Here is a 12885-nt window from a genome sequence, read left to right on the forward strand (position 1 = left end):
GTAGATATGAATTTACTATAAATTTATTTTTTTGAAATTAAAATATTATATTGTGTTTTCCTTGTTCTATAATTTTTCCTTTTTCTAACACAATAATATAATCTGAATTTTTTGCAATAAAAGAAGATAATTTTTTTACTATTACAAGAGATGTTTTATTTTTCATTATTTTATTTAATGCTTTTTGAACAAAAAATTCAGATTCTGCATCTAAAGAAGAGGTTGCTTCATCTAAAATCATGATTGGAGGATTTTTAAATACAGCTCTAGCTATGCTAATTCTTTGTTTTTGACCTAGAGATAATTTATTTCCGTTATATCCTATAATCGTATCATATCCTTTTGGAAGTTTTTTTATAAAACAATGTGCGTTAGCAACTTTAGCCGATTCTATGACAGAATCTATAGATATCTTTTTTTCTAATCCTAATGTTATATTATTCAAAACAGAATCATTAAAAAGAATCGGTTCTTGAGTTACAATTCCCAATAGTTTTCTATAATTTTTAATTTTTAAAGATTGAATATTGGTTCCATCTATAGTAATTTTTCCAGATGTTACATTATAAAAATTCAATAATAAATTGGCAATAGTTGATTTTCCGCTACCAGATCTCCCCACTAAAACTACAGTTTTTCCTTTTTTTAAAGAAAAATTTAAATTTCGAATCGAAATAAATTTGTTGTAGGTAAATGATACATTATGAAATACAATTTCATTTTCAAAATGAAAAATAGATTTATATTTAATTTTTTTGTTTAAAATATATTTAGTATTCAATATCTCTACAACACGTTCTGCTGCAGCTTTTCCTTTTTGAATGTTAGATATAGAATTAACTAAACTTTTAGCTGGATTAATAATTTGAAAAAATAAACCTATAAAAGGAAAAAGAATTTCTGGTTCCATTCCTTTATTTTCCAAAAACAGTTTTCCTCCATACCAAATAATTAAAATCATGGTAATTGAACCAAAAAATTCGCTTATAGGAGAAGCTAATTCTTTCTTTCTGTTAACACGAGCAGAAAGGCTTTTTTGATATTCAGATACTCGTTCAAAATTTTTTTGCATTTTATTTTCAGCGCTGAAAATATTTATAATATTAGTAGAATTTAAAGTTTCTTCTATAATAGAAAATAATTTTCCTAATTCATTTTGAGCTCCTCTTGCATCTTTTTTTAAACTATTTCCTATAATAGATAAAAAAATTCCCATTAAAGGAAGTAACAAAAAAGCAAGAAACGTCAGTTTATAACTCATAAAAAATAAAGTTATTAAATGAAAAGTTACCATAATGGGAGAGCTAATTAAATTTGCCAAAGAACTCACTATAGAGATCTCTATCTCATTAACATCATTAGATAATCTAGACATTAAATCTCCATTTCTTTTATTTGAAAAAAAAATTTTGGGTAAGGAAAGTATTTTTTTATGAAAATCATTTCGAATATTTCGAACTATAGAAGTTTTTATTCCTATTAAAAAATATTCTGCTAAGTATCTAAAAATATTTCGAATTAAAAAAAGGAAAATAATAAAGATGCAAAATATAGCTAGAGTATTGATTTTTCCATATTTATATGATAAGATTCTTATATAATCATGAAAATATTTAATAATAAAGTTAAAAGATATATTAAAAGAATTAAAAAATGTTGTTTTATTTTTATCTTGAGAAGAAGATTCAAATAAAATACTCAATACAGGTGAAATAGATATGATAGATATAACTGAAAATAAAGAATATAAAAAATTACATGATATATTAATAATATAATGATATTTATAGGGTTTTGAATAAGCTAAAATTTTTTCAAGTGCATTCATCTAATTTTCTTAATCCCAATCTAATTAAAGATAGTTATAAAAAATTTTTTAATCTGTTAATAAAATAATAATTTCACATATAAATTCTATGTTATCTCATTTTATGCAAATCGATATAAAAATAAAATGCGTATAAAAAACTTTTTTACGATTTTTATAACCATAATACTGACAACAATTTGTTTATATTATATATCATATAACATATATTCTGATAATGAGAAAACTTTAAATCTAGGATTAGATTTAAAAGGAGGAACTAGTATGATTTTAGATATTTCTGAAAAAGATTTATTAAAAAAATTTTCTGAAAATTCAAAAAATTTTATTTTTTTAAAAGCGTTAGAAAATGCAGATAAGAAAAAAAAAGAAAATCCAAGTACAGATTATTTATCATTTTTCATTCATTCCTTTAATAAAGAGATAAAAAATAAAAGATTAAATCTTAGTTTATCTTCTCCAAATTTATTTGGAAATAAATCAAATAATGAACATATTGATTCTAATAGTTCTGATTCTGAAGTAGAAAAATTTTTAAGAAAAAAAATAGAATTATCTATAATTTCCATTCAAAATATTTTAAGATCTAGAATAGATAGGTTTGGAATTATTCAACCTAATATTCAAAAAATTAAAAATTCTAATCGAATTTTAATAGAATTATCTGGTATAAAAAATGTAGATAGAATCAAAAATATTTTAGAAAAAAAAGCAGAATTACATTTTTTCGAAACTTATAGTTTTCAAGAAGTTATTTCATACTTTAATACAATAAAAAAATTGTATGGAGAAAAACACAATAAAATAAAAAAATCTTTTATAGATTTATTGAATTTTCCTCTTATTAAGAATTCCAATTCAGTTGGATTAGTTCATATTAAATATAAAAAAATTATTTCCGATTTTTTAAATTCTTCAGAAACTATAAATTATTTACCATATCACTTACATAATGTAAAATTTTTTTGGGGAGCAAAAAATTTGGATAATTTTTTTCAATTATTCGCTATAAAAATTAATGATGAAGAGACTTCTTCTTCATTGAACGGAGATATGGTAACCCATGCTTATAAAACTTTTGATTCTTTAAATGAGAAGGCTATAATAAATATAAAAATGAATCAAGAAGGAACTAAAAAATGGAAAATATTTACAGAGAAAAATGTGGGAAAAAGTATTGCTATTGTCCTTGATAATTTAGTTTATGCAATTCCTATAGTACAATCAGTTATTCCAAATGGAATATCTCAAATATATGGGGATTTTTCAATACAAGAATCTAATGATTTGATCAATGTATTAAATACAGGAGAACTCCCTACTTCTGTAAGAATTATTCAAACTGACATGATAGGCCCTTATTTGGGAAAAGAATCTATTAAAAAAGGAATTTTATCTTTTTTCATTGCTTTATTTTTTATATTTATTTGGATGTTTTTTTACTATTCAATTCCAGGAATATATGCTAATATTGTTTTGTTTTTTAATATAATATTCATTTTTGGTATTCTTATTTCTATAAATACAGTATTGACTTTTCCTGGTATTGCAGGAATTATCCTTACACTAGCAATGTCCATGGATGCTAATATTCTTATTTATGAACAAATTAAAGAAAACATAAAAAAAAATAAAGAAAATAAATTAATATCTATTAATAATAGTTATACCTTACAAGGCGCTTTATCATCTATTATAGATGGACAAATTACAACTTTGTTATGTGGAATCATTTTATTTTATTTCGGAATAGGACCAATACGTGGTTTTTCTACTACCTTAATTATTGGAATTTTGGTATCTATGTTTACTTCTATTTGTTTAGGAAGATTATTCTTGGAATGGCATTTAAAAAAATATAAAAAAATTTTTTTTGAAAAAAAATTTTTTGTTTTGAATTTTATTCAAAATATAAAATATGATTTTTTATCTAAAAGAAAATGGAGTTATATCATCTCTTGTCTTCTTATAATTATTAGTATACTTTCTTTTTTTTTAAAGGGATTTAATCTAGGATTAGATTTTGTTGGAGGCCGTTCTTATGTGATTCTTTTTGATCGTAAAATGGTCCCTGAAAAAATTTCAGAAATTTTATCAAAAACATTTATAGAAAATGGAAAACCTTCTTTTCCTAGGGTACAAACATTTGGAGATGAAAATCAACTTAAAATTGTAACAAAATATAAAATATGGGAAGAAAATAACAAAACAGACGAAATAATTTTAAAAAAAATGTTTTTTGCTTTAAAAACTTTTCTTCCTATAAATTTTGAAGATTTTAAAAATATAAAAAAAAATAAATCATTAGGTATTTTATCTATTGAAAAAATAGGACCTACAGTAGCTGTAGATATAACTCGTAAAGCTTTTATTTCTATAATAATTTCTTTTATAGCTATTTTTGCATATGTTTTTATGAGATTCAAAAAATGGCAATTTGGATTAGGTGCAATAATATCTTTAGTTCATGATTCAATTATCGTACTTGGCTTTTTTTCTTTTTTTCATGAAAAAATTCCTATTCTAGAAATAGATCAAACTTTTATAGCTTCCTTATTAACGATTATAGGATATTCTATAAATGACACTGTAATAGTTTATGATAAAATTAGAAAAATATCAAAAAAAACATTATTTATAACAAAAAAAATTATTAATCAAGGAATTTGTAATTCTCTTACTAGAACTATTAATACTTCTTTAATCACTTTATTAGTAATTTCTATTATTTTTTTATTTGGAGGAAAAATTCTTCATAGTTTTATGTTATCTTTATTTATTGGAATCAGCATTGGAACTTATTCCTCTATATTTATAGCTCCATCTATAATATATGATTGTTTTAATAAAAAAAATATAAAAAAATGAAAAATTTCTTATTTATTAGTATAGAAGAAAGTTTTTTTATCATTTTTATAGCTATACTAGTTTTTGGTCCTAAAAAAATTCCAGATATAGCTCGCGGATTAGGAGAAGGAATTCGATATTTAAAAAATGCAAAAACAAAAATTAAAAATGAAATTTTTAAAAAAAATATTAATCGATCTATAAAAAAAAATTTTGGCAATAAAGAACATGATAAAAAAATAAAAAAACATCTTCCACCTTATTCTATTAAACGATAGAATTAATTTTTTCTATAATCTTTAATGTTAGATTTTTCAATTAACACATTTCCTATTTTTTCTAAAATATTTTTTCTTAAGTTATTGTTTGAAGATTCAATTTCGGAAGAAAAATAAGAACGTTTTTTATATGTATTAAAACGTTTTAATGTTCTTATAAAAAAAACTCCTTTTTCTCCTAATATTGGTTTAGAAGTTTCATATAATTTTGAAGAAAAAGCGCATCCTACTACTTTAGGTTCTTTAAAATTATCAATCATATTTTTATGAAAATTGATTTTATAAGATTTATTTATTTTTTTAGAAAAAAGAAATGCTATTTTCTCTAAATCCAGATGTTTACTTCTTACGATATTTGACAAATATCGATTTATTTTTATATTAATAAGAAAAGGAATTAAATAATTTTTTATTTTTTCAATAGGATACCCTCTTTTTTGAATTTTAGATAAAAAAACCATAATATAATCTTTATTGGTAGTTTGAAAAATTTTTATATCCCCTTTTTTTCTATTTTTTTCATAAGACCAATTTATAATTTCTTTATCCAATTCAGTATTCAAATCTTGAATATTCCATTGATAATTTTTTATTTCTTTTAAAAAGATAGTTTCATACCTTTTTCTCCTTGCGTTATTAATAAATGTATTAAGACTTGAATTTTTATTTTCTTTCATGAATTTAAGAATTTCTTGATACAGGATTTCTTCTGTTTTTTTTGATGGAGTAAGTGTTTTTATTATTATAGAAAATTGATAAACAGGTTTTATATCCTTTGTTGCGTCAATTCTAATAATATGGTATCCAAATTTAGTTTCAGTTAAACCTATTGTTCCTTTTTTATTTTTTAAAGAAAAAAAATCAAAATATTTTTTTTCTTTAAAGGTATCATTTTGTTCCTCATATTTAATCCATCCTAAATTTCCTTTATTTTTTTTTGCATTGATAACATCATCTGATTTTTCCATAACCAAAGAATCGAACTTTTTAGGGTTTTTTACAACAATATCATATATTGTTTTTGCCATATTTTCTGCTTTTTTTTTAGTTCTATTATTGGAGAAACGGATAGAATTTTTATGAGAAATTAATATATGACTAGATAAAACGGAATTATATATCATTTTTTTTCCACTAAGTTTAGCCATGATGTATGTGTTGTTTTCTTTAATAGGACCAAACATGTCTCCTACATGATTTTTTTTTTCTAAAAAATATTGTAAAACAATAGGAAGATTTTTTTTTAGATAAAAACTAGAATCAAAAGGTTTTTCAGATTGATTAGAAACAATTATAGAATTATGATTAGAATTTTTAAATTTATTAAATAATTTTTTTATTTTTAAATCCATATTTTTTTCATCATCTAATGATGGAAAAGAACGGAAAAATATAAAACTAAGATTTCTTAAATTTTCTTTTTTATAAAGAAATTTATTTTTTTTGATAAAATCATAAATTTCATAGTTTTTTATAAGATCATATTTTTTTTCTATTTCTGAATAAGGAATAAATATATAATCAATTATAGAAAATGAATTTTTATCTCTATAATTTAATAGAGCTTCTATAAAAGATGTATTTAAGCCATACATCAACATTTCCACATACTTTCTTGAAACTATTTTTTTTGGAATGCTATTTTTTTCATAAGCCCAAATATTTTTTTCTTCTTCTATTTGAGGGTTCGAATTTGAAGAAATTTTTTCCAAATTTTTTAAATATAATTTAAATTTTTCCATATTCATTTTTCCTTCTTCATCTTGAAAATCAATTATCTTACTATATATTGATTGCTTTTCTATTGCTTTCCAGAAATCTTCTTTTGTGCTTTGTATTCCTAATTTTTTAGCTTGTTGATTCAGTACTTTTTCATGAATTAATAATTTCCAAGCATCATTTTTCAAATAATGATCAGGTACATTTTCACGAAAATGTTTTAAAAATTGAAAACAATCTAAGTATTCTTTTAAAGAAATATTTTCTCTATTTACTTTTCCAATAACAGAGGAATTTTTAGTAAAAAATTTAAGTAAAATATTAGGATCTAATATGAAAAATAGCAAAGATATACTTATAAAAAATAAAACTAACCATGTATTTTTTCTGATTTTTTCTAAAAAACTCATTTTAAAAATTTTTTTTAAGAAAAACTTCTTCTATTTTATTTTTGGATACTTTTTTAATTTCAATATTAAAATTTCTATTTATGACAATTTTATCTCCATGTTTTGGAATATCTCCTGTATAAGTTACAATCAATCCACCTAAAGTTTCATATTTATCAGATTTAGGAAGATTTAAATTATATTTGGCATTAATAAAATCAATTTCTAAACGTGCAGAAAATAAAAATTCATAATCATTTAATTTATTATCCAGTAATAAATTTTCATCATGTTCATCTTTTATATCTCCAATAAATTCTTCTAAAATATCTTCTATAGTTATCATTCCTGCAGTTCCTCCGTATTCATCTAAAACAATAGCAATACTTCTTTTTTTTTTAATTAAAAGATCCATAATTTCTTTAACAGGAGTTGTTACGTAAACTAATTCTACTGATCTAATTATAGATTCAATATTTTTTGGTTTTTTCAATAATTCTAAATAATGAATATAACCAATAATGTTATCTATATTATTTTTATAAATAACTATTTTAGATAAACCACTTTCAGTAAAAAGATTTCGGATTCTATCTATAGAAGAAATAACTAGATTATAAGAAACTATTTCTTTTCTAGGAACCATACATTCTCGTGCTTTTTTTTCATAAAAATTTAGAGCTTTATGAAAAATTTCAACTTCTATAAATTCTTTTTCTTTTGCATTTTTTTCTATATTTTCTGACAAAAAACAAATCAAATCTTCTTTATCAAAAATTTTTTTTTGATCATTTTCTTGTTCTCCTAAAATTTTTAAAAAAACATTAGAAATACAAATAATAGAATTTGTAATAGGATAAAATATTTTATATATCACATATGTAGGGATGATCAATAAACTCAATAGTTCATTTGAATAGACACTAAATATTAATTTTGGAATAAATTCTCCAATAATCAAAATAATAGTAGCAGAAAAAACTGTCTCTATGAAAATTATCCATAAAGAATTATCAAAAAAATCTTTTGGAAAAAGATTCAAAAATAATTTCCCCATATAAATTCCATATATAACTAAAGATATGGTATTTCCAATTAGCATTGTTGTGATAAATTTTTTTGAATTATTAATACTTTTTGAAAGTATTTTCGAATGAAAAGATCCTTTTTTATTTTCCTTTTCTAATTCTATTTGAAACAAACTAGAAGAAATCAGAGCCATTTCCATTCCGGAAAAAAAAGCAGACATAAGTATAGTAAAAAAAACTATACCAATATGAAAAATTATATTATTTAACAGGAAAAGTCCCATTAATATTTTTTAATCTAATTTTTTTTAAGTCCTCAGAAGCTTCTATTCCATTTATTGCATATAATATCATTTTTTTTGAATGAAATATAATTTTTGTATACTTTTTATTAAATATTTTTTTTTTTCTCCTATCCCAAAAAATCTCCTCAGTTTTCAAGCTGACTCCTTTATGACTCATAATTATTATATTTCCTTTAATATGAAAAAACATTTTATCAATTGATTTCACCCAATCTGCACGAAGATAAGTATATTTATTGTACGTATTTTTATCATAAATAAATAAATTCAAACCATTCGGAAATAAAGTGTAAAAAGCATATTCTTTAACAATTGGAGAATAAATGAAAAATTTTAAAAATCCTTTTTCTTTATAAAATAGATTTGTTTTGAAAAAAATTTTTTTAGGGACATCTTCTTTCTTTCCTTCTCTATTTTTTTTTATTATAAAATTCTTATTCATAACACAAGAAAATAGAACAAAAAATAATAAAAAAATATAGTAATGAAATTTATTACTGATTATTTTAATGTACTTTTGTTTTTACATGGTATCTTAGCTCAGTAGGTAGAGCAAAGGACTGAAAATCCTTGTGTCCCCGGTTCGATTCCGGGAGATACCACTAATACTTATTATTACTTATTATTTTAACCCTAATTCTTTTTTTACATCTTCAGTAATGTCCTCTCCTTTATTTACTAAAATTCCTTTTCCAGGACTACAATCATCAACTCTCATAATATTTTTATCTTTATCTATTACTTTATAAATGGCTTTTTCTATTTTTTTATATATAGGATTTAATAATTCGTTTTGCTTTTTCGTTAAATCATCTGAAGCTGTTTTTTGATAGGCATGAGCTCTTGCCTGTAAAAATACTAGTTCCTTTTTAAGAACTGGATTTCTATTTTTTTTAAATTTTTCTGCTTTTATATGAAATTCTTTTGCTAATTTATCTAAAATAGTTTCATGAACTTTACTAATTCTATTCAATTCTTTTTGAACAACAGAAAATTCTGTAATTTTTTCTATCAAAGCCGTGCTATTAAGACAAACTATTTTATTAGGACATTCCCTAGAATATAAAAAATGGTTTCCAAATAAAAATAGAAATAAAATAAAATAAAAAATTGTATTTTTTTTCATATAAGTTTTATGTTTTTATTTTTAATATTATTAAATTACAAATCTTTTCCTATTATAAAATGTGTATTCCATTTTGATTTTTTTAAACCATGAACGATATCTTGATTTATCGGATATCCAAAATCTATCCCTAAAAAACCTATTGGAGGAAAAAATAAACGAAATCCAAATCCAAAAGATTTATTCAAAATCAATGGATTAAAATTTTTATAAGAATCACTAATATTTCCTCCTTCTATAAAACAAGTTGTCCAAAATTTTAACTTTGGGAAGTTCTTAATTAAATAACGAATCTCTATAAGAAATTTATTATAAATTATTCCTCCATTGTTAAAAATAGGGTCTTTAGAAGAATAACCTCTTAGTGGAATATGATCTTTATCATATAATTTTGATCCTAATGAATTACTATTTGATCCACCCATATAAAATTTTTGAAACGAAAATAATTCTTTCGAATTATTATATTTTCCTAAATAACCTAATTCTCCTCCTGTTTTCAATATTATATTATCCATAATTTTCCGATACCAATAGAAAATGAATTTTAATTTAAAATATTCTATCCATTTCTTATGATTTTCAATTATTATGGAATATGGAGGAGTAAATATACCATTCAACTCCATATTTGATCCTTGAAGTGGAAAAATCATGGGAATTACTGAATTTCTATGCAATGAAATTAAATAACTTAGGTTATTAAAATTTCGTTTCTGATCTAAATCAGAAGGTTTTTCCTTTTTATAAATAAATTTTTCATAATCTATAGATGTTGAAATTTTAGAAAAAGGATCTAAAAAAGTTAAAAATTTATTTAAATAAATAGAAAAACCTATTTTTTTTAAAAATTGTTCTTCTTCATCTGATATTTTAGTATTATTATCTACTTTAGATAAAAAATCTAAACTTTCTTCGTTTTTTATTTTTTTTATAGAATATTGACTTTTTAAAGTAAAAGAAGTAGGGTTTTTTTTTTCTATCCAAGGTTCTGTAAAAGAAAAACCATAAGATGTAAAATCTTTTCCTAACTGACTATGAATAGTTAATTTTTGTCCATCTCCTTGAGGAAAAATAGGGTTCCATAAGTTCCATTTATTATTAAAAATATTTTGAACAGAAAAATTTCCAAAATTAAATTTAAAATTTCCGATAATTTTCCTAAAATCTTTTCCTCCAAATCCTAAATGAAATTGAAATTCATTAGTATTTTTTTCTGATACATGCCATTCTAAATCTAGAAATCCATTTCTTTCATTTGGTTTGATTTTATAATATACTTTTTCAAAAAGATTTAGATTCTCTAAACTCATTAAATTAGAATTTAGTTTTTCAATAGAAAAAAGATCTCCCGGATAAATTTTTAATTCTCTTCTAATAACATGGTCTTTAGTTATAGAATTTCCTAATATGAAAACTTTATTTACATATACAGGCTGATTTTCTTTTATTTGAATTTCCAAATCTATTTTATTAGAAATAATCCTTTTTTCTATAAAAGAAATATTAATAAGTAAATACCCCAAATTTAAATAAGCATATAAAATACTATCAGGATAAGAAGAGTCTAAAATATTCTTTTTTATTCCAATTTGATTATAGATTTCTCCCTTTTTATAAAAAATTTTTTTATTTAATAAATCTGTTTCTAGTTTTTTATTCCCTAATATATAAATATTTCCTAAATAATACTTTTTTCCTTCTATGATTTTTATTTTTATTCCATAATTTCCGGATTTTTTTTTCCATATAGAATCCAAATCTACTTGAACATCAATAAATCCCATGGATTTATATCGATTTATAATATTTTTTAAATCTTTTTTTATATTTTCTTGAACAAAAAAAGATTTTTTAATTATAGAAAAAAATTTATTAGGAGTTTTACTAATCATTAAATTAAGCAATTCCTTATCTTGAATAGATTGATTACCATCAAATAATATTTCTTCTATTTCAATTTTTTTTCCTTTATCTGTATATAAATAAAGTACATTTTTATTTTTCTCGTTCTTATTAATTTCGCTTATTACATTAATCTTATGATATCCTTTTTTGACATAATATTCTTGAATCTCATTTTTTATAGTTTGTAACAATTCACCAGAAATCTTATCTCCAATTTTTATGTTTTTTATAGTAGGAAATTTATTTTTTTCAATTCCTTCTATTTTTATTTCATGAATTTCTTCTAAATCTTCCAATTCAAAAAATAAGTCAATTTCATTTTTATTTACATTTTTTTTGTAAATAGATATTTTTCTAAAAAAATTACTTTTCCACAATTTTTTTATAGCATAATCTGTTTTAATTCCATAATTATCAACGGAATCTCCAGGATAAATACCTGATAATTCAGAAATAAAACGACTATCGTATTTTGTTTTTCCTATGATATATATTTTTCTTACAATAAAAAAAATATTTTTACTTTTTTTTGTGATAGAAAGATCTTCATTTTCATTGTTTTCATTGTTAACAGAAAATGAGTATGCTTTTTGTATTTGTAATTGTATTATTATTATCAATAATAAAAAAATGCTATTTTTAACAATATTTTTTTTCATGAATACAAAAAAATTATTTTACGTTTCCAAAACGACGTTTTCTTTTTTGATAATTTATTATAGCTTCGAAAAAATCTTTCTTTCTAAAATCAGGCCACAAAATATTTGTAAAATATAACTCTGCATAAGCAGATTGCCAAAGTAAAAAATTGCTAATACGTTGTTCTCCGCTTGTTCTAATAATTAAATCTACATCTGGAAAATCTTTAGTATACAAATGTTTCTGAAAAAAAGAACAATCTATATCTTTTAATAAACAAAAACCATTGCATACTTTTTTCGCAATGTTTTTTGTTGCTCTTAAAATCTCTTTTCTTGCGCTATAACTTAATGCTAAAATTAGTGTAACAGATGTATTATGTTTTGTTTTTTTTTCGAAAAAAAATAATTCTTTTTGAATTTTTTCAGAAAATCTTTCTATTTCACCTATTGTCATGATTTTCACATTTTTTTTATGAATTTCTTCTAAATGAATTTTTAAATTAGTGTGAAATAAATGCATTAATTTATCTATTTCCTGTTTAGGTCTATTCCAATTTTCTATTGAAAATACATATAAAGTTATATAAGGAATTCCTAATTTTTTACATCCATTTATAACGTCTTTTACAGATTGTACAGCACTTTCGTGACCAAATGTTCTTAATTTTCCTCTTTTTTCAGCCCAACGACCATTTCCATCCATAATAATAGCTACGTGGCGCGGAATATTATTGTAATCTATTTTTTTTAATAATTCTTTCATAAAAAATCAGAAATACATCTTTTTTTTTACAAAGATATGATAGATTTTTTACA

Annotated in this window: 9 protein-coding genes and 1 tRNA gene; 3 read left to right on the forward strand and 7 right to left on the reverse strand. The window is 21.8% G+C overall.

Features of this window, described 5'->3' with window-relative positions:
- Nucleotides 1–37: 37 nt before the first annotated feature.
- Nucleotides 38–1828 (reverse strand): ABC transporter ATP-binding protein, encoded by a 1791-nt coding sequence (locus STAT_RS02685; RefSeq protein WP_119305703.1) that lies wholly within the window; start codon nt 1826–1828, stop codon nt 38–40.
- A gap of 126 nt (nt 1829–1954) precedes the next feature.
- Here STAT_RS02685 and secD point away from each other — a divergent pair, with 126 nt between their 5' ends.
- Both secD and STAT_RS02695 read left to right on the forward strand, forming a co-directional pair.
- Nucleotides 1955–4696 (forward strand): protein translocase subunit SecD, encoded by a 2742-nt coding sequence (gene secD, locus STAT_RS02690; protein ID WP_119305705.1) that lies wholly within the window; start codon nt 1955–1957, stop codon nt 4694–4696.
- Entirely contained in the window at nt 4693–4953 is a 261-nt protein-coding gene (locus tag STAT_RS02695; RefSeq protein WP_119305707.1) for a Sec-independent protein translocase subunit TatA/TatB, read from the forward strand. Before secD ends, STAT_RS02695 begins: the two co-directional genes overlap by 4 nt.
- A 2-nt stretch (nt 4954–4955) precedes the next feature.
- Here STAT_RS02695 and STAT_RS02700 read toward each other — a convergent pair whose 3' ends face one another.
- The 3 genes from STAT_RS02700 to STAT_RS02710 are packed head-to-tail and all read right to left on the reverse strand — an operon-like array spanning nt 4956 to nt 8836.
- Nucleotides 4956–7082 carry a SurA N-terminal domain-containing protein gene (locus tag STAT_RS02700; RefSeq protein ID WP_119305709.1) on the reverse strand — a complete coding sequence of 709 codons (2127 nt, stop codon included), beginning with the start codon at nt 7080–7082 and terminating at the stop codon, nt 4956–4958.
- A gap of 1 nt (nt 7083) precedes the next feature.
- Nucleotides 7084–8349: a hemolysin family protein gene (locus STAT_RS02705; protein WP_119305854.1), complete on the reverse strand. Its 1266-nt coding sequence runs from the start codon at nt 8347–8349 to the stop codon at nt 7084–7086.
- A 1-nt stretch (nt 8350) separates the two neighbouring features.
- Nucleotides 8351–8836, reverse strand: a complete 486-nt coding sequence (locus STAT_RS02710) for a hypothetical protein (protein WP_119305711.1) — start codon at nt 8834–8836, stop codon at nt 8351–8353.
- A gap of 87 nt (nt 8837–8923) precedes the next feature.
- On the opposite strand from STAT_RS02710, the gene STAT_RS02715 reads away from it, so the two are divergent.
- Nucleotides 8924–8996 (forward strand) — tRNA-Phe (locus tag STAT_RS02715).
- 20 nt (nt 8997–9016) lie between these two features.
- Here the strand turns inward: STAT_RS02715 and STAT_RS02720 are convergent.
- From STAT_RS02720 to uppS, 3 genes are read right to left on the reverse strand one after another with little or no spacing between them, the layout of a single operon-like run.
- On the reverse strand, nt 9017–9520 hold the full coding sequence (locus tag STAT_RS02720) for an OmpH/Skp family outer membrane protein (RefSeq protein ID WP_119305713.1): 504 nt from the start codon (nt 9518–9520) through the stop codon (nt 9017–9019).
- A gap of 35 nt (nt 9521–9555) precedes the next feature.
- Nucleotides 9556–12087 carry a BamA/OMP85 family outer membrane protein gene (locus tag STAT_RS02725; protein ID WP_119305715.1) on the reverse strand — a complete coding sequence of 844 codons (2532 nt, stop codon included), beginning with the start codon at nt 12085–12087 and terminating at the stop codon, nt 9556–9558.
- A gap of 13 nt (nt 12088–12100) precedes the next feature.
- Nucleotides 12101–12832: an undecaprenyl pyrophosphate synthase gene (gene uppS, locus STAT_RS02730; RefSeq protein WP_119305717.1), complete on the reverse strand. Its 732-nt coding sequence runs from the start codon at nt 12830–12832 to the stop codon at nt 12101–12103.
- Nucleotides 12833–12885 lie beyond the last annotated feature (53 nt).

Origin of the sequence: Blattabacterium cuenoti STAT (genome assembly GCF_003573915.1) — a bacterium.
Taxonomy (GTDB): Bacteria; Bacteroidota; Bacteroidia; order Flavobacteriales; family Blattabacteriaceae; genus Blattabacterium; species Blattabacterium cuenoti_A.

Excerpts from the sequence above, each read along its gene's own strand:
- STAT_RS02695 (WP_119305707.1), top strand. The coding sequence starts at position 4,693 with ATGAAAAATTTCTTATTTATTAGTATAGAAGAAAGTTTTTTTATCATT.
- STAT_RS02725 (WP_119305715.1), bottom strand. The coding sequence starts at position 12,087 with ATGAAAAAAAATATTGTTAAAAATAGCATTTTTTTATTATTGATAATA.
- uppS (WP_119305717.1), bottom strand. The coding sequence starts at position 12,832 with ATGAAAGAATTATTAAAAAAAATAGATTACAATAATATTCCGCGCCAC.
- secD (WP_119305705.1), top strand. The coding sequence starts at position 1,955 with ATGCGTATAAAAAACTTTTTTACGATTTTTATAACCATAATACTGACA.
- STAT_RS02710 (WP_119305711.1), bottom strand. The coding sequence starts at position 8,836 with ATGAATAAGAATTTTATAATAAAAAAAAATAGAGAAGGAAAGAAAGAA.
- STAT_RS02720 (WP_119305713.1), bottom strand. The coding sequence starts at position 9,520 with ATGAAAAAAAATACAATTTTTTATTTTATTTTATTTCTATTTTTATTT.
- STAT_RS02685 (WP_119305703.1), bottom strand. The coding sequence starts at position 1,828 with ATGAATGCACTTGAAAAAATTTTAGCTTATTCAAAACCCTATAAATAT.
- STAT_RS02700 (WP_119305709.1), bottom strand. The coding sequence starts at position 7,082 with ATGAGTTTTTTAGAAAAAATCAGAAAAAATACATGGTTAGTTTTATTT.